General features: G+C 41.4%; 13 protein-coding genes. 3 read left to right on the top strand and 10 right to left on the bottom strand.

Annotation, left to right across the window (positions count from 1 at the left end; all coding sequences use genetic code 11):
• Nucleotides 1–121: 121 nt before the first annotated feature.
• The 10 genes from IH597_14045 to IH597_14090 all read right to left on the bottom strand — a co-directional run bounded on the left by IH597_14045 (nt 122) and on the right by IH597_14090 (nt 11,514).
• Nucleotides 122–409 carry a cytochrome C oxidase subunit IV family protein gene (locus tag IH597_14045; protein ID MBE0663575.1) on the bottom strand — a complete coding sequence of 96 codons (288 nt, stop codon included), beginning with the start codon at nt 407–409 and terminating at the stop codon, nt 122–124.
• Between the two features lie 11 nt (nt 410–420).
• Nucleotides 421–1,038, bottom strand: coding sequence for a cytochrome c oxidase subunit 3 family protein (locus tag IH597_14050; protein MBE0663576.1), 618 nt, complete (start codon nt 1,036–1,038; stop codon nt 421–423).
• A 12-nt stretch (nt 1,039–1,050) separates the two neighbouring features.
• Nucleotides 1,051–2,664: a cbb3-type cytochrome c oxidase subunit I gene (locus IH597_14055; GenBank protein ID MBE0663577.1), complete on the bottom strand. Its 1,614-nt coding sequence runs from the start codon at nt 2,662–2,664 to the stop codon at nt 1,051–1,053.
• A 6-nt stretch (nt 2,665–2,670) separates the two neighbouring features.
• Entirely contained in the window at nt 2,671–3,462 is a 792-nt protein-coding gene (locus IH597_14060) for an SCO family protein (GenBank protein ID MBE0663578.1), read from the bottom strand.
• 204 nt (nt 3,463–3,666) lie between these two features.
• The gene (locus tag IH597_14065) at nt 3,667–4,824 is read right to left on the bottom strand and encodes a hypothetical protein (GenBank protein MBE0663579.1); all 1,158 of its coding nucleotides are present in this window, start codon (nt 4,822–4,824) and stop codon (nt 3,667–3,669) included.
• Between the two features lie 11 nt (nt 4,825–4,835).
• The gene (locus IH597_14070) at nt 4,836–5,432 is read right to left on the bottom strand and encodes a cytochrome c (protein MBE0663580.1); all 597 of its coding nucleotides are present in this window, start codon (nt 5,430–5,432) and stop codon (nt 4,836–4,838) included.
• A gap of 8 nt (nt 5,433–5,440) precedes the next feature.
• Nucleotides 5,441–5,944 (bottom strand): DUF3341 domain-containing protein, encoded by a 504-nt coding sequence (locus tag IH597_14075; protein ID MBE0663581.1) that lies wholly within the window; start codon nt 5,942–5,944, stop codon nt 5,441–5,443.
• Nucleotides 5,941–7,317 (bottom strand): polysulfide reductase NrfD, encoded by a 1,377-nt coding sequence (gene nrfD, locus IH597_14080; GenBank protein ID MBE0663582.1) that lies wholly within the window; start codon nt 7,315–7,317, stop codon nt 5,941–5,943. The genes IH597_14075 and nrfD overlap by 4 nt, the downstream gene beginning before the upstream one ends.
• Nucleotides 7,318–7,393: 76 nt before the next feature.
• On the bottom strand, nt 7,394–10,315 hold the full coding sequence (locus IH597_14085) for a TAT-variant-translocated molybdopterin oxidoreductase (GenBank protein ID MBE0663583.1): 2,922 nt from the start codon (nt 10,313–10,315) through the stop codon (nt 7,394–7,396).
• Between the two features lie 44 nt (nt 10,316–10,359).
• Complete coding sequence (locus tag IH597_14090; protein MBE0663584.1) at nt 10,360–11,514, bottom strand: cytochrome c3 family protein; 1,155 nt, start codon at nt 11,512–11,514, stop codon at nt 10,360–10,362.
• A gap of 371 nt (nt 11,515–11,885) precedes the next feature.
• On the opposite strand from IH597_14090, the gene IH597_14095 reads away from it, so the two are divergent.
• The 3 genes from IH597_14095 to IH597_14105 all read left to right on the top strand — a co-directional run bounded on the left by IH597_14095 (nt 11,886) and on the right by IH597_14105 (nt 19,554).
• Nucleotides 11,886–13,403, top strand: coding sequence for an AbgT family transporter (locus IH597_14095; GenBank protein MBE0663585.1), 1,518 nt, complete (start codon nt 11,886–11,888; stop codon nt 13,401–13,403).
• 231 nt (nt 13,404–13,634) lie between these two features.
• Nucleotides 13,635–14,213 (top strand): rubrerythrin family protein, encoded by a 579-nt coding sequence (locus IH597_14100; protein ID MBE0663586.1) that lies wholly within the window; start codon nt 13,635–13,637, stop codon nt 14,211–14,213.
• Nucleotides 14,214–14,412: 199 nt separating this feature from the next.
• Entirely contained in the window at nt 14,413–19,554 is a 5,142-nt protein-coding gene (locus IH597_14105) for an amino acid permease (GenBank protein MBE0663587.1), read from the top strand.
• Nucleotides 19,555–19,579: the final 25 nt, after the last annotated feature.

Here is a 19,579-nt window from a genome sequence, read left to right on the forward strand (position 1 = left end):
AACGGTTCAAAACAAGAAATCCAAATATCAAATAACAAAATCCAAAAATCTTTACTAATCCTTTGTCCAGAACATCTAATCTCTTTTTTTAGATTTTGGACTTTGAACTTTAACTTTCCCCCTAGGTTCTGAACCAATAATCAAAGAATGTTACGAGTAAGATCAGAAGAAATAAGATAAAAACCAGGGTAACCATAATTTTATAGAAAGCACTTTCAAATTTCAAATGCATAAACCAGGCCAGCACAATAAAGGCTTTTAAGCCTGCAATAAGCATGGCAGCAGTGGTATTCAAAGGTCCGAGTTCCAAACGGGTGATCCCAACGGTTATTGAAGTAAGAACCAGCAGTGCGGCAAGCACCATTAAGTGTGTGCGATAGCCTGTTACATGCGATTTATGTTCGCTCATAATTATACGGTTTAATGAATGAGATAAAACAATGGAAACAGGAAAATCCAGATAAGGTCAACCAGATGCCAGTAAAGACCGCCATTTTCAAGCAGGTAATAATTTCCGCTATGAATTTCACTTTTCTGAACCTTAAAAAGAATATATCCGATAAACACAACTCCAATGATTATATGCAATGCATGCAGGCCGGTCATAACGAAGTATAAGCCAAAAAACAGAATGGTGCCCTGGCCTAATTCGTGTAGAGAAGTTGTGTCGGGGAAAAAGCCATAGCTGATTTTTTCGCCCCATTCAAAATACTTGTTCACCATAAAAACTACTGCCAGGAAAATCGTTGTTCCCAGAAAAATCAGCGCCATCCGCCTGTCGTTCTTTTGAATGGCTGTAATAGACATAGCCATAGTCATACTGCTAATGAGCAGGATTACAGTATTTACAGTGCCTATCATTACATCAAGTTCTTCTCCGGCCAATTGAAAAGCAGCCGGGTTTCTGTAACGATACACTGCATACACAATTAATAGTCCACCAAAGAGCAATAGTTCGGTAAAAATGAACAGCCACATTCCAAATTTGGACGCTTCGTGCTCATCGTGACCATGCGCATGGGAAATGTTTGAATTCATATTTGAACGCGTTTAGTTATAATCATAGGGGCCTTTAGTAACTATTGGAATTTCATCAAAATTCTCAAGTGGTGGTGGTGTAGGAACAGTCCATTCCAGGGTTTTACCACCCCAGGTATTCATTACACTTGTTTTCTCACCATGACGGGCACTACGAATAAGATTCGTAATAATAATCAAAATACCGCTGATGAGAACTATGGCTCCAAAAGAGGAAATGATATTTCCGGAATGAAACTCAGCCAGATAATCGTAGTAACGGCGAGGCATACCCTGGATTCCAAGAATAAACATAGGAAGGTACAACGTGTTGAATCCAATAAAGAAAGTTAGCCAGCCAATGTTTGCCCAGGAGGCATCGTACCTTCTACCAAACATTTTTGGGAACCAATAATGAATTGCACCAAAAAAGGCAAAGCCGGTGCCACCAAATACAATATAATGAAAGTGTGCAACCACAAAATGTGTATCATGCACATGCACATTGATAGCCAATGAACCTAGCATAAGGCCGGATAAACCGCCGATCATAAATACCCAGAGGAATGATACCGCCCAAAAGAATGGCGTTCGCATGAGCAATGAGCCTTTGTGCATGGTACTGACCCAATTAAACACTTTTATAGCACTCGGAATGGCAACCAGGAAAGTGAGGAACGAAAAGGCAAATAAAGATACGCCGCTCATACCACTTGTAAACATGTGATGCCCCCAAACAAATGAGCCGATAAAAGCTATTGCCAGGGATGATATTACAATAACCTTGTAGCCAAAAATTGATTTACGGGAAAAGGTGGGAATAATCTCAGAGATCACACCCATGGCCGGCAAAATCATGATATAAACAGCCGGGTGGGAATATGTCCAGAAAAGATGCTGATAAAGAATGGGGTCGCCACCCAGGGCGGGATCAAAAATTCCAATACCCATCGTACGTTCAGCAATTATGAGCAAGAGTGTGATGCCAATGATTGGTGTTGCAAGCAATTGTATCCAAGCGGTTGCATAAAGCGTCCAGGGAAACAAAGGCATTTTAAACCAGGTCATTCCCGGTGCACGCATCCTGTGAATGGTTACGATGAAGTTAATACCTGTTGCAATGGATGAGAATCCCATAATGAAAGCCCCTGTTATTGCAGGCAATACATTGGCCTGGGTTTTGAAACTGTAGGGTGCGTAAAAAGTCCATCCTGTATCAGGAGCGCCATCTCCCATAAATTGTGAAAACAATACCACGATGATACCAATGATATAAAAATACCAGGAAGCAAGGTTCAGCTTCGGGAAAGCCACATCTTTAGCGCCCAACATCAATGGCAGGAAGAAGTTGCCAAACACTGCAGGCAATCCTGGTATTACAATCACAAAGATCATAATGATACCATGCAGTGTAAAAAAGCTGTTATAAGCTTGTGGTCCCATAATTGTTTTTCCGGGAGCGAAGAGTTCGATTTTCATCATGAGCCCAAGTATGGCTCCAACCACAAAAAAGGCCATTATGGTATATAGGTAAAGCAAACCTATGCGCTTGTGGTCGGTGGATAATATCCAGGCAAATATTCCCTTGTATTTGCCCCGATAATCCAGATAACTCACATCGTGATGTGTTGCAATTTGTTCATTCATAATTTATTATACTTTAGGTATGGGTTTTTTGGTTTTGTAACGGATTAAAAGAAACAGAAAAATAACTGCACTAAAAAACAGGATCAGTGTTCCTGCAATTTTAGTAATATCAAAAACATAGCGCTGGCCTGCGGGATCAAACGCATAACAATATGCCAGTACGCGTGAGATGGATGGCCCTGATTTGCCTTCTGCTGCTTCTACAACCGCCATTTTTACATCAAACGGTAAATAAAACACTCCTTGCAGGTAGCGTGTTATTTTCCCCTGCGGGCTCAGAACTATAATAGAAGCCGTGTGAATATAATCGAAGCCAACTTTTTTATATTTAAAACCAACTTGTTCGGTAAGGTTTATAGCATTGGTGCTGTCGGCAGTGAAGAAGCGCCAGCCATTGGGATCGAATTCCCTTTTTATCAGATAGAAATAATTGTTGCGTTTTTGTTGTGCCAGTTCGGTTGACTCGGTAGGATCGAAACTTATGGTCAGAACCTGGAAGTCCTTTCCGGGTATCATATCAGTTTTATCAACAACGTTGGCAATTGATTCCATAATCGGACTGCAAATTCCTGGACAACGATAGTATACAAGGTTGAGGACGGTTGGTTTATCAATGAGTGAGCGCAATGATACAGCCTGATTATTTTCATCAATAACCATAATATCTTCTGAAATATAAGTGTCGAGTTTTTCAACAACGCCTATTTCCGGTTGGCGCAGGTCTTCGTAAAGCTTTTGTTCCTGGGCTTTTGCACTCAGGATTATGATTGTTAAAAGAAAGAATAAAAGTTTAACCATTTTATTAAGTGTTTGTTTGTCAGTTAATTATTGGGGTTTATTTTACATCAACTTAATTCCTGTCATCTTTATCTCATGAGTCGTTAGATTCTTCTTTCTTATCCGTCAGACCGCTCAAAGCGGTCAGACGGGTATTGCACCAACCTCCACTTCTCCTTTTCTCCCCTTCTCTATGTCTCCCATTCTCAATTTCTCCTATTCTTCCTAAAAATGCCTGTGCTTGCTTTCCTCAAGGTAAGGGTGGTTCACCGGTATGAGTGGAATTTTGCTCAGATGGCTGAACACAAAGTACAGGTACAAGCCGATGAAACCTACAGTGCCTGAAATTTCAATTATCCCAAATTGCAGGATTCCAATACTACCCGGCATGATCTGAAGAAACAGGCTTATCCACATTCCAACAAGCAACAGCAAACTTATCGCAATCATCACAATCTTTGTACGGGCGAACTTATCATTCATAAGTGCCAAAAAAGGTATGGCAAAGTTCAAAGCAAAATCAAGGTAGAACAAGGTGCTCCATTCTCCCTGCGCCCTTGGAACGTAATACATGGTGGCTTCTGGTATATTGGCATACCATATCACAAGGTATTGTACGAACCATAAATAACCCCACACAATACTTAACCTGAACAGGTAGCGTGCGAAGTCGTTGCGGTGTGCTTCGTTCATTTGGGTAAGGTAACCCTGCTTCTGAAGCCATAACATTAACAGGATTATAAATGCGACTGCATAATAGATTGTTGCAAGCAGGTTTTTCAATCCAAACAAAGTGCTAAACCAATGTGCATCAATGCTCATAATCCAATCAATTGAAGCCATCGTAAAAGTGAATACGATAGCAAATAAAAAAGCACCAGCAGCTTTAACATGCTTATCAATGTGCAAGGTTCCTTCAATATCTTCGCGCAATGTGAGTTTACGCATCCACCATGCAATCCCAATCCAAAGGATAAAATATATGACTACCCTGATATAGAAGAAAGGTATGTTGAGATAAGGCGATTTATGTTGCAAAAGTTTATCATAAGCCAGAGCTTCCGGGTGGGTCCACTCATAAATGTAATGCATTCCAAAATAAAACAGGAACATTACAATCGCGCCTATTGGCAGCCAAACGCCTGCAGCCAGCGGGATACGCTGAAACATAGCAGACCACCCTGAATGGGTAACATACTGAACAGCATAGAAAAACAGTGCACCAATGGAGAGCATTATAAATAGGTAATTGTTGAGCAAGATGTTTGCCCATGCCCTTGCCGGGTTTGTTAAAAGACCGAAAATAATGCCTGCGAGGCCAATTACAATTAAAACTGCGAATAAAATTCGCCACCCGCGTTTAAAGTCAAATTTCAACTCCATGGATAATGCATTTATTTTTGTTGCTGAAGCACTTCTTCTACAAACATTACAATTTTCCAGCGATCATCGGGTCTGATCATTGATTCATGTGCACCCATTACACCCCAGCCTTTTGTGATCACATGATAAATCTCGCCTGAAGGTTTTGATAGTATGTCGCCTTCAACCAGGGTTGCTGGTCTGATTGGATATTTCCCGGAAGTATGCAGGAATCCATCGCCTGTTCCGCCAGCGCCATGACAATTCATGCAAAATATCGCATATAGTTCCTTGCCCTGCCCTAGCAATTGCTCATTCGGTGTGAATGGGTTTTCGAGTTCCAATCCTGCCAGTTCACGAGACTCAAATGAGGTATCATAAGGATAGGGTGTAAACCCGCGGGGAATGGAACCTTCGGGAGGTTCAAGCATCGTTTTATCATCAGGAAGTGCTGGATTATCGCTGAAGGTTTTGTAAGCCGGTGAGTGGAACATATCAGGAAAATATTCGTAACCTTTATCGTTTCGGCTACGATCGCAAGCAGATATGATCAGGGCAACAAACATTAGCGTTAGGATTGTGCGACCATTCATGGGTATGAGTCTTCGTAAAATTATAATTGATTTCATTTTTTAATCTATTCATACTTTATTTCAAGAGCACCATGCTGCATTAAAAGTGCCTCAGCCGAGGTAGCGTTTGCATCATTTTCATCTATCACAAGGAAAAATTTGTCGTCCATTGTACCAATACCTGGCATCTGGGCTTTTTTGCCTGGATACATTCCTGATATTCCAAGGAAAGTGAAAACCGATAAGGTTCCCGTAACCAGAATAGTAGCAAGATACATAATCACCACCATAGGCGGAAAGGAAAAAACTGGTTTTCCGCCATAAATGTGTGGGTAATCCACTACTGATGTATAATAAAGGAATGCGAAGGTTCCAAAAACAGTTCCAGCACCAAACAGAAATGACAGATGAGGAAGCCGAGAAGGCTTTGCGATCGCTGAAATTATATCATGGCTTGCAAATGGACCATAAACATCCCTGATCCTTACTTTCTTCTCGTTAAGCTTTCGTATGGTGTTTACAACCAGGTTTTCATCATCAAAAACGCCAATTATTGTTTTACTGCTCATAAAACCCCCTCGTTTTTTCGATTTTCATAACCAACCTTACTGATTCCTTTTACTTCATTGATAGCTATAATTGGTATAAACCTAACAAACATAAGCAATCCTGCAGAGAACAGTCCAAAAGTTCCCACATACAATCCAATATCTACAAGCGTAGGTGAATAACTTACCCAACTGGAAGGTAAATAGTCCTCTGAGAGTGATGAAACCAAAATCACAAAACGTTCGAACCACATGCCAATGTTGATAAATATGGAAATGATAAAAAGCCATACAATGCTGGTTCGCACTTTTTTAAACCAGAAAAACTGTGGCAGCACTGCGTTACAAATTACCATGATCCAGAATTCAAAAGCGAATGACCCGGTAGCCCGCGCGTTCAGAAAAGTATACATTTCATAGTTCACACCAGAATACCATGCAATAAACATTTCCATCAGGTAAGCCGATCCTATAATCAAACTTCCGTATTTCAGCACCTGTGAAATAAATTCCAGGTGCTTGTCCGTGACGAAGTCTTTCAGCTTAAACGCTCTACGAAGGAATATCATAATGGTTAGCACCATAGCAAAACCCGAGAAAATGGCTCCCACGAAAAAGTATGGTGGGAATATTGTTGTGTACCATCCTGGTATCACTGATACGGCAAAGTCGAGCGCTACAATTGAGTGAACCGAGATAACCAGAGGCGCAGCAAGTCCACCTAAAATCCTTGAAACTGTTTCGTAACGATTATATTGAAATACTGAGCCGCTCCAGCCCATCGAAAAGAATCCATAAATAGCTTTTTTTATTCTACTCGTGGTGCGATCACGGATGGTAGCTAAATCAGGAATCATCCCCAGGTACCATAGCGTAATTGACATAAGAAGATACGTGCTGATTGCCAGGAAGTCCCAGAAAAGTGGCGAGTTAAAATTTACCCATAAAGGACCGCGTGTGTTTGGATACGGTGCAATGAAAAATGCAAGCCAGGGTCGTCCCATATGCAATAATGGGAATAATGCTGCACACAACACGGCAAAAACCGTCATGGCCTCGGCAGTGCGGTTGATGGAAGCTGCCCACTTCTGCCTGAAAATGAGCAGGAAAATGGTGAATGCCGTTCCGGCATGCCCAATTCCAATCCACCACACAAAGTTTATAATATCCCAACCCCATGCAACAGAATTATTAATACCCCAGGTTCCCAATCCAAATGCTAACGTATTATACAATGCCCACGCACCGAAAAGCAGCGCCAGCGTGGCAAGGGTCATAGCAGCATACCACCATTTTGCTGGTTTTGATTCAATGGGAGCTGTAATTTCACGGGTAACATCAGCATAGGATTTATTTCCCGTTATCAAAACCCCTTTGAAATGACTTCTTATCATAAATTACTTTGTTTCAGATTTATGATTTACGAAGTACGATTTTAAAAATTCGTAAATCGTACATCGTAGCTTGTAATTATAGTTTGTTTCTAATCTTTGTTAAATATCCTACTGAAGGCAACGTATGCAACTCCTCAAGTACATGATAGTTCCTTTCGTCGCGGAATAGTTTCGACACTTCACTTTCAGGATTGTTGAGATCGCCAAAAACAAGCGCCTTGGTTGGACAGGATTGCATGCAGGCAGTTTTGATATCGCCATCACGTAATTGCCTGTTTTCAAGCTTTGCTATTAATTTCTTTTCCTGAATACGCTGTACGCAGAACGAGCACTTTTCAACCACTCCCCTTTCACGAACAGTCACATCCGGGTTTAACACCAGTCTGCCAAAAGCATCATTCATATTGTAATCAAAAGCTTTATTCCGGGCATACTCGAACCAATTGAAGCGCCGAACCTTGTAAGGGCAGTTTGTGATACAGTACTTTGTGCCCACGCAACGATTATAAGTAACCTGGCTGATTCCTTCATCACTGTGGGTGAGTGCTCCAACCGGGCAAACATTTTCGCAGGGTGCATTATCGCAATGTTGGCACATCATCGGCTGGTATACAACGCCTGGATTATCTGATTTGCCCGTATAATAGCGGTCAATTCGAATCCAATGCATGATACGGCGACGTGTAACCTCTTTTTTACCAACTACCGGAATATTGTTTTCAGCCTGGCATGCTACAACACAATTGTTGCAGCCGATGCAACTGTTCAGATCCACAGCCATAGCCCAGTGATGGGCTTCAAATTCTACTTCAGGATATAGCGTAGTTTTGTGCTTTTCATGATATTCATGAAGTTCATTTCCGGCCGTAGGATCAATAATCCAGTCGGGCAAGGTTGATTCCCTGACAATGGCCCGCCCTTCCATGTTGTGATGTGTTTGAGTAAGCGCTAAGGTGGTGATACTTCTGGCTTTTTCCGGTGCATCTATGGTTTTCGTAAAGGACTTGAAGCCATCAATATAATCTGCAAAACGATAAGCATTCAAGCCAACTCCCTCGGCAACCTTACCGGCATGGGTGCGTCCATAACCCACAGCTATTGATAAAGTTTGTGGAGCCTGACCGGGTTGCACTAACACTGCGATTTCTTCATCATTACCAATTCGGATAATGTCACCATTGAGAACACCGAGGTTTTCAGAATCTACCGGTGAGATGGCAGCAAAATTATCCCAGCAGACTTTTGTGATTGGATCGGGTAATTCCTGCAGCCACGGGTTGTTTGCATGGCGTCCATCGCCAATACCTGTTGATTCATATAATAATAGGTTCCAGCCATCACTATCTGCAATTTTTTCCAGAGCACCGGCATTCTGCATTGCTGAGGTGTTAAAAGTGGGGCTTCCACCTTGATCTGCAATAATTGTAAAAAATCCTTGTTGCAGTGAATCCTGCCAGAAAGCATTGAAGGAGGAATGCTTACTTTGGAGCTGGAATAATTTATTTTCCCAATTTTCTTTAAGAAAATCCTTGTAACTGGTTGAATTCCCTGACCACTGCAATAATGAATCCTGCATTTGCCTAGTATCAAATAAAGGAGTTATAACAGGTTGGATCACACCATAGACACCTTTAGCCGGAGCTACATCATCCCATGATTCAAGATAATGCGGTGAGGGTAGAACATAATCTGAGACTTCTGCGGTTTCATTGAGGGTAGAGGAAAGAGAGATTTTCAGCGAAACCTTTTCAAGAGCCTTTCTGAAAGTATCACCCGGAAAATCGTACATAGGATTCGCATCATGTACGATCAGAGTACTAACTTTTCCCTCTTCCATATCACGAACCAATTGCAGTAATTCGCTGTCTTTTCCCTGATAAAGATTAAGTGAGTTGGTAAAATCAATAGTGGTACCGTAACTGCCTGCCAAATGGTTTATGGCATTTACCAGGGATTGAATTTTCAGATCGTTGGTTCCCGAAACAATTAATGTTTTATTTCCATGTTTCTGAATTTGCTCACCTAATAATTTGGCGTGTGGATGAAGCTCAGAAGATTGATTTCCATTGAGGAAATTATAAACGTCCTGCAAAATCTGCAGTTCTTCCTGGGGTTTTATCGTAAACCGTTCGTCGGCATTTGAACCGGTAACTGACATACCGCTTTCAAATTGCAGGTGTAACGACATCGTTTTCTTTTCTTTACCAATTCGTCTGGTTTCAGAATACTGCCGGGCAAACACGATTGGCAATAACCAATTGGCAAGGAAATCGGCATTGAAACCCACAATAAGTTGCGCATTATCAAATCTGTAGAATGGTATTTCTTTGAGTCCAAAAGCCATATTATTGGCTTCACGCATTGCTGAATAGGAAATTGCATCATAGGCAATATGCTTTGCGTTCGGATAGCGTTCTATGAACCTTGAAATTACCTCCTTGCTTGAAGGGCTGATGATTGTTGAAGTAAGAATGACAATGTCGCCGTCATTTTCAGAAAGTTTTGCAATGATTTCCGCATCCGCATTTTCCCAGCTAATCTTGTTTCCTTTTGATAATGGATGCTGATATCGTCCGGCCGTATCGTAAAGGCCCAGCACTAATGCCTGCACTCGGGCGTGCGTTCCGCCACCGGAAAATGTTGAAAGTTCATTGCCTTCTATTTTAATTGGCCTGCCATCGCGAACCTTTACAAGTACAGGACAATAATCTTTACCATCGTAAAACGAGGAAGCATACCATGAAGCCATTCCAGGTGTAACTTCTTCGGGTTGATTCAGATATGGGATTGCTTTTTTTACAGGGCTTTCACAGCTAGAAAGAACGGCTGCGCTCATAAAGCTAAAACCGCACCATTTCAGGAAATCGCGGCGCGATGCTTTGTTCTCCGGGCTATCACCACCCAGCAATTCAAGTGCAGATATATTTTTGGTTTCATCTTGCCGAAGTGCTTCTGGCTTGCCGTTGTATTCATCAAGACTTTTCCAGTATTTCTTCATATAATTCAGGTTTCGGACTACTATATAAATTTGTTAAGTAGAGATTAATAATGACACTTCATACAATTAGTGCCTCCAACACGTGAAACGGTGACTGAATCAACTGATCCGGCTTTCAACTGTTCATGAAGTGCGTGAAACGATTTGTAATACTCGTTTTCAAAAAATGGGACTTTAGAATCGCGATGGCATTCAATACACCATCCCATGCTCAAATCTTCAACCTGCCTCACAATATGCATTTCTTCGATCGCGCCATGACATTCCGCGCAATCGAGCCCTGCAACATTAACATGCTGGGCATGACTGAAGAAAGTATGATCAGGCAACTTATGAATGCGAATCCAGCGAACAGGTTCGCCGGTTTTCTCAGCCCGGTGTATCTTATTAATTTCAAATGTTCCGCTGTTTGTGCCGTTTCGGATCACCACGTGGCAATTAAGACATACATTATTGGATGGGATACCGCCCGACACGCTGAAATCAGCGGTATAATGGCAATAGCGGCAATCAATCTGATTATCTCCGGCATGAATCTTATGAGAAAATTTAATCGGCTGATCGGGGGCATAATCTTGTGAACGGCCAATGCTTGTTGCTTCATCATAAACAAAACTACCGTGTACGCCAATACCTATAATGAGGATCACAATATGGATTATGCGGTTGCGTATTTTGCGTGTGATAACAAGATCCACAAAGGCCAGCAACATGAGCAAGCCAACAATCCAGAATGTGAAAGCGCGTATGGGATAAGGTTTTAATTCGCCTTTGCCTGTTTCAGCAACATAGGTGAAATAAGCCTGCAACAAGCGTTCCTCCTCTTCGGTTATACGCATACCTTTATGGTCTTCGAGCAAACGCATTGAAACCGGACTGTTCATCACATTGAGTATATCTGTTCCATCTTCTTCTAGCCATGCCTTAGCTAAATCATAAACGGAAGGATTCCAGTCAATTTCCAAGGGCATAGTTGTATAATGGCATGAAGAGCAATCGAAAGTGCCGCTCTCAAATGGAACCAATCCCATAAAAAGCCGCTGGCCAAGCCGCAGGTCTTTTTTGCTAAACTGTCCTTCTTCCTCTGCTGAATATCCAACTGTGCTGATTAAACACATCAAAAAGAAAAGATATAAGAATGTCTTGGGAATGCTAGTGTAATAGGGCTTTTGCTTTTTAGTTTTGTCTGCTTTGATCATACATCTATCTGTTACAATTAATGCAGGGCTAAAGTAAATAAAAAACCAATATCGCAACAATGAATGTTTAATTCAATTTAGGCAAATATAAAAAACGGATGCTTCGTTTCAAGTTTTTGTCATCCAGTGAGTTTTGAAATTTAGAATTTCAATGCTAATGCATATTTACATAACTTGATAAAAAATTGCTCTAATATTTTCATCTTAACAGCATCACATGGCCCATTTTGGTATTTACAATGGTTCGAAAAAGGGCGTAACCTTTGCTTTGATTAGCCATTAAACCGATTGTGTTTTATTATTTCCGAAAATCTTATTTTTGGCGCTCAAATAACGATTACATAAAACTTTCCTGAATTAAAACCTGACTGATGACGAAACCCCGCCGCTCTTTGTTGACCCGTTTTCTGAATCTTGTTGAAAAAGGAGGCAATGCCCTGCCCCACCCTGCAAGTTTGTTCGGGATACTGGCTTTGTTGGCCCTGCTGCTCTCTCTTATCGGCCACTGGCTCGACTGGACTGCCATTCACCCTGCTACTGGTGAGCAGGTTCACATTATTAATTTGCTTTCGAAAGAGGGTGTTCATCGCATCATCCTTGAAATGGTTCATAATTACACCAGCTTTGCCCCCTTGGGCATTGTAATGGTAGCGTTACTGGGGATCGGAATAGCGGAAAGCAGTGGGTTGATCAGTGCTGCCATCAGGTTATTGGTATTAAGGTCGCCAGGATACATGCTCACTTTTGTGATCGTACTTGCGGGCATTATTAGCAACATGGCTTCCGACCTGGGCTATGTACTTATTATTCCATTAGGTGGGATAATTTTTCATTCTGTTGGCAGGCATCCAATTGCTGGAATGGCTGCTGCTTTTGCAGGCGTTTCGGGTGGCTTCAGTGCGAACCTTTTTATCGGAACCATTGACCCACTGCTTGCAGGATTATCAACCGAAGCAGCCCATATTCTTGATCCGGAATACTATGTGCTTCCAACCGCGAATTATTATTTTATGGCGGTTTCTACTATTCTGATAGCGTTTCTTTGCACATGGGTTTCTGATAAAATTGTTGAACCAAGATTGGGAGCCTACGGCGGCGATGTGCCGTCTGAGCCACTTGAGCAGCTAAACCCAAAGGAGAAAAAGGCTTTAAGATACGTTCTGTTTGCTATTGCAATCTGGACAATTCTCTTGATTGCAGGTATTGCCCCGGAAAACGGATTACTTCGCGGCCCAAATAACTCTATACTGCACTCACCCATCCTGAAGGGATTTATTGCTTTCTTGTTTGTGATTGCCGCAAGCCTTGGAATTGTTTATGGATTCATAACCGGGAAGTTCAAAAGCGATGCTGATGTGGTGAAAGGAATGGTAGTCAGTTTTAAGACCCTGGCAGCTTTCCTTGTGTTGGTATTTTTTGCAGCTCAGTTTGTTGCCTATTTTCGATGGAGCAATCTAGGGCTGATCATTGCTATTGAAGGAGCCAGTTTTCTTCAACGCATTGATATCGGCATGATTCCATTGTTAATATTATTTATCCTACTCTCAGGTTTTATTAATTTGTTTATGGGAAGCGCCTCAGCCAAATGGGCTATTCTTGGGCCGGTTTTTATCCCCATGTTTATGTTGCTGGGATATTCACCTGAATTATCCCAGGCCGTTTTCCGTATTGGCGACAGTGTCACCAACATCATCTCTCCTATGATGAGTTTCTTCGCACTAATTATCGTATATTTTGAAAAGTACGAACCACGTTCAGGTATCGGTACACTTATTTCTACTATGCTGCCTTATTCGGTTGTGCTGTTTGTTGGATGGACCTTGTTGTTAATTGCCTGGACCTTGCTTAATATTCCTTTAGGTCCGGGCGCTGGAATTTATTATCCTTAATCCTGCCCAGCGGTTTGCCTGAATTGGCTTATTAGGATCAAATCCATATTAGCATTATGATGCCAAAACTTGCTCACTTCCATTCAAAATACATAGCGACTTGCGATTATTCTCTTTATTTTTGACACTTACAACAGCCAATCTTTAGAAAGCAGCAACCTGATATCCAACCCGGGATGTGACACCAGTATAAATCAATCTATCAATTAATAATAACTAAAAAAACACAAAATGGAAAAGAGCATCAAAGGAACCCGAACCGAACAAAACCTGCTAAAAGCTTTCGCAGGAGAATCACAGGCAAAAAACCGCTACACCTTTTTTGCCAAAGTAGCAAAAACAGAAGGTTATGAGCAAATTTCAGCATTGTTTCTTGAAACAGCCTCTCATGAAGAGATGCATGCAAAGCGATTTTTTGAGTTCCTCGAAGGTGGCATGGTTGAGATAACCGCATCCTACCCTGCCGGAAAAATCAGCACAACAGTTGAGAACCTCAGAGCTGCTGCCGAAGGGGAAAATGAAGAATGGACGCTCTTATACCCGGAATTTGCCGATATAGCTCAGGGAGAAGGTTTCACAAAAATTGCCACCTTATTCCGGTCAATTGCCAAAGTTGAAGTTGAACATGAAAAAAGGTTTCTGAAACTACTTAGCAATGTTGTAACCGGAAGAGTATTCGCACGTGAAGAAAAAGTGAAATGGTTCTGTCGCAAATGTGGTTTTGTTTATGAAGGAACCAAGGCGCTGGCTAACTGCCCGGCTTGCGCACACCCAAGAGCACACTTTGAGCTGCTTGTCGAGAATTATTGATGACCATTTCAGCAGGGCCATGGTATAAATGATAGGTTCATAAAGAGCAGATAGTACTAATCAGATTTCATTCTGAACTTCTGGCTCAATCATTATGGATCGGAAACAAATAATATAAATAGAGGTTAGAAAACCATTTAAGCTACTGTAGTGTTCATCTAGTGTTCATTTTTGTTAATATTGCACAAACACTGCAATAATGAGTTTAAAAGGAAATAAGTTCGGTGCCTTCAAAGGGGTTTTTACCCCTTCTATTCTCACTATTCTGGGTGTGATTATGTACCTAAGGCTACCCTGGATTGTTGGGGAAGCCGGCCTACTGGCAACCATCGGTATAATCCTGGTGGCACATCTCATCTCAGTAACTACGGGTTTAAGTGTTGCCAGCATTGCCACTAACAAACGGGTTGAAACCGGTGGCACCTATTTTATGATTTCCCGTAGCCTTGGCCTTCCCATCGGTGGAACACTTGGCCTGGCTCTCTTTGTTGGCCTTTCGTTCAGCGTAAGTCTTTATCTTATTGGTTTTTCAGAGACCTTCCTCACCGCATTAGGTCTTGAACCGAGCCTTTATAATATAAGGATTACTGGCACGCTGACGCTGCTGGCTGTAACCATCCTGACTTTCTTAAGTACTAGTCTGGCGCTGAAAACGCAGTTTATTATCCTCGCCGTAATGGCCCTTTCGCTGGTCTCTATCTTTTTCGGCAGGCATGAGTTTGCGCCTTCCGAACCCTTAATAGAATCTGCAACACGCACCTTGCCCTGGATCGCACTTTTTGCAGTTTTTTTCCCGGCTGTAACCGGTTTTGAAGCCGGTGTTTCAATGTCGGGTGATTTACGCGATCCCAAATCGTCAATACCAAAAGGAACGATATCTGCTATTTTTGTGGGCTTGATTGTCTATCTCGGACTAGCTTTTTTCTTTTCCTACACTGTTAATGGTGAATTGCTAAAAGACTCAACCGTACTTTACCAGATCTCTCTGTTTTCTCCCCTCGTTATTGCCGGAGTTTGGGGTGCAACACTTTCCTCAGCACTGGGAAGCATTTTAGGCGCCCCACGAATTCTCCAGGCAACGGCTATTGACAGGATCACACCCAAATTTTTCGCAAAAGGTTTTGGAGCCGGCAACGAACCAAGAAACGCGCTTTACCTGACTTTTCTCATCGCTTTTGGCGGGATCATGATCGGCGATTTGAACGTAATTGCCCGGATTGTTACTATATTCTTTATTATCACCTATGGTTTCCTGAACCTGACCTGCGCCATCGAAAATATTGCCGGATCCGATTTCAGGCCAAGTTTTAAAGTTCCGGCATGGGTGGGTTTTCTTGGAGCTTTTGCTTCATTTATAGTTATGATTCAGCTTGATGTAATAGCAATGCTGGGTGCAACTGTAATTCTTGGGGCATTATTTCTCATTTTGAAGCGGCGCGAACTTACCCTCCAATCAGGCGATACTTGGGGCGGCATTTGGTCCTCCCTAGTTAAAATGGGGCTTTACAAGCTTTCTGATCAAAAAGCTATTGAGAAGCACAACTGGAGGCCAAACATCATTTTATTCAGTGGCAGTGCCAGTTCAAGGCCTTATTTAATAAGCCTTGCAAGGTCTGTAGTGGGCAGGCTGGGTGTTTTCACAAATTTCGAACTCGTTGAAGAAAAGTCGGATCAGAAACATGTAACAAAATCGGGAGCAACCATAGCTACAATTGACAGCGAGGGGAAAAAGGTTTTTACCCGTCAACTTATTTGCAAAGATATCTATGAAGGAATGAACACCATAAGCAGCGTTTATGGTTTTACAGGTTTTGAACCGAATACAATATTGTTGGGCTGGGGTAAAACTACAAATGAACCTGAAAAATTTATTGACCTCATTGAGCACTTTTCGAGGACCGATTACAGCCTTGCATTGCTTGGCTTTGATAAAGAGAAAGGATTTGGAAATAAAAAGCGAATAGATCTGTGGTGGAATGAAGGCAGCAATAACCTTTATTTTGGCATAACCCTGTTAAAGTTCTTAACATCCGATTCTCAATGGCGGCGCGCAAAATTGAGGGTGCTCCTTATCAGCCATGACAGCAGCATCAGTGAGAAAGCTCACTATATTATTAGGCAGATTCTTGATGACAATCGCATTGACGGAAATATCAAAATCATTGAAAACAACATCGAAAAGAAACCTTATGATGAAATCATTCATTTCCATAGCGTGGAAGCTGACTTGACAATCCTTGATTTCGGTTTGGGCGGCGATGAACCTGACATGAAATCTTTCAATAACCTGAATAAAATTATTAAAGCTTCAGGCACATCGCTGATTATTAAGGCAGGAAATGAGTTTGATAGCCTCAGCATTCCGGTAATAAAAGGTATGATTTCCGCAAACGGGCCTATCCAGACTAAAGAACTAACAGTTCCATTGCCTGAACTCCTGCCTTATCCCAATAAAGAAATTTTGGCCAATGAGTTATATGTTGTGGCTGAAAGCTTTGAAGAAATGCACAGGCAATATGTTCTTCGCCCGCTGGCAGAAGTTGATGCCGCATTTAAAAATGCATTAAAATCGCTTGCAGACCTCAATGAATGGGCTATGTCCTCGATGGAGAAAGTCCTGAAACAAGAAGATCCTTTGACCCGTTCAAAAAGCTTTTCAAAGTTATATGGCGATTATCTTTTTAAAGCCGACCGGCTAATTATCTCATTGGAGAAAGAATTGCTACCCGCAATTCGTAATCATTTTACTACGGCCACTGCTGATTATCTAAGCCATGCTACCAAGCGACTTGAAAAAGTTCCCGAAAAGATTTCTGTAAGCTACAACCGGGCTGAATTTAAGATTAACAAATCTGATTTATTCCTGACCCGGTTAAGAAAATTCCGTTTACTGGCGATATCGAGACTTTCCAACCAAAAAGTGACCCACAAAACCCAGCTCAGACGAATTGAGTCTTTGTTTCTGGTTTCTAAAAGAAAAGAAACCAATTATGAGATTATTCGGGAGCTTGGTATTGCATCATTTTTATTTCTTAGTTCCCTGAGGCAGAACCTCACAGAAACCAATCAGATTATTCAAAACATAAATAATCACACCAATGATATTGTTTCGGCTTCTCTTGCTATGCAGGAAGCCAAAGATAAACAAACAGAACTTCTCAGACAGATTGGCGATCAAACAGGAAATGCTATAAGTTCATTATCACAGCATATAAGTTCAGAGCTTCAGCTAAGCCTTGAAAACATCAGCATTATGCTAGGTGATCCATTGTCAGTCAAAGGAATCAGGGCTCAGGAAAAGGATCTTGATAAATGGATTGCAACAAATAGTTTTTCTGCTGAATCGCATGAAGTGCTTGAAAAAAATCTGCTTTTCTATGTAAATAAAATTCATACTGAGTTTATTCTTCATTCCCTTAAAGCAAGGCTTAAGGCAAAGCTCTCGAAATACTTCGTGGATCTTGAAATTATGCTCGAAAACAAATTAGGAAAACCATTGCAGGGGATAAAAGATATCATCAGCGATTTTCAACATGAGTTTAATGAAAATCAGGCGAAGGAATTCTTCGATGTGCTAAAAGATCAGGAACCGATTAACCTTCATCTCTTTTTTGAGCTCTTCTTCAGGGACTTGCAATTAATGATTGCAGAACTGCCTTCTGAAATTATCATCACGCATCCGGATTTTATTTCAAGGATCGAAAAAAGAAACTTTGATGAGCACGAAGGTGAACTTGTTGAATTACGAAAGCAAACGAACCTTTACATTGGCCGTGATATGATCAATAAGCTCAGGATTGAGCTTGGCAACACAGAATCCAGCCTAGCTGAAATCCACGGAAACATCAGCGATATATTCCGGCTTGCAATTTTTAATATCGAAAATGTTGAAAAAAACAGCCACGGTGAGATCAGCAGTATTGAAAATAAGCGCATCAATGACCTCAATGCTGAGTTGCTTGAGCGTATAGATCAGCAACAAACCAAAGTAAATCAAACCTATTGGCAAACTATAGCAAATATTAACGCCCTGGCTGATTCATCATTTGAACCATTGGCTAATCAATTGTTAACCCATGAAGGAAAGGTCATAAAATCGCCGGTGCAAAAAAGCCGAAGCGAAGCAAAGATTTCTGAGCTTATGCTTAAGTTCAGGCGAAGTTTTCAAAAGCATTGGGTAAATATTCTCTATACCCAGAGCGAGGGATTGCTCTTTTTCAAAAAGATATCCAAAACCGAACCGGATCATAAATTTGTAAACCAGGTAGTTCATGAAATAATTGATACGCTGGTTCCGAACCCGGAAGTAGCGAGGGAAATCCCATACTATTATGCGAACCTTTTTGCAGGCAATTCAACAGTTAACAAAGAACTATGGGTAGGCATGAACAAACAACGCAACGAAGCAAAATCAGCCGTTGGAAGGTTTCGTAAAGGGTATGGAGGTGCGATCCTTATCACAGGTGAAAGGAACTCCGGAAAATCGAGCCTATCCAGGTTCATAGCTCGTGAAGTTTCGGTTGATAACAGGGTTTATGTGATCAGGGCGCCCAAAGCTGGTTCAGCAAAGCTTGAAGACTTGCATACTGCAATTCTGTCTGCCATAAACATCAACATGGAGCTCGATTATCTTCTTGATATCCAGCAAAGAGACATGATTTTTGTGTTCAACGACCTGGAATTATGGTGGCAAAGAACAACAGACGGACTTGAAGCAATTGAAGAATTGTTCAGGATAATCGAGAAATTCGGTAAAAAGCATTTATTCATTGTCAACTGCCGTAATTGGACCTATTATTTCCTGAACCGTTTTTATGGCCTCGAAAAGTATTTTCTTGCCCACATTGAATGCGAACCATTTGATGCACGTGAGTTAAAAGAAATGATTATGATTAGACATAAGGCTGGTGGCTTGATCTTTAAGATTAACAAAAAAGAAGAAAGCAATTACAGTCAGTATGATTATGCACAACTTTTTAATCGTTATTTTACACTTAGTGACGGAAATCCAGGATATGCTATCAGGGCATGGATCAACAATATTACCGGCATTAACGGTAAAACTATTGAATTGCGAAAGCCTGTTGTTCCTGATTCGAGCAGCCTGGCAAACCTGAGCCATGAAATGATGCTGGTAGTCCTTCAGTTTGTTTTGCATCGTAGGTTCACACCTGCAAAGCTTGCAGATGTATTGCACAAAACTGAGCAATATGCATCTATGATGATAGGCGATATGCATCGTGTTGGCCTTCTGGAAGAAAAATTTCCTGGGGTATTTGCGCTCAACATCGTATTAGAGCCATTTCTGGTGGAAGAGCTAAAACAAAAGAAGTTGCTCTGATACACAATGATACATTAATTTGATA

Source organism: Bacteroidales bacterium (assembly GCA_014860575.1).
Classification (GTDB): domain Bacteria; phylum Bacteroidota; class Bacteroidia; order Bacteroidales; family JAAYJT01; genus JAAYJT01.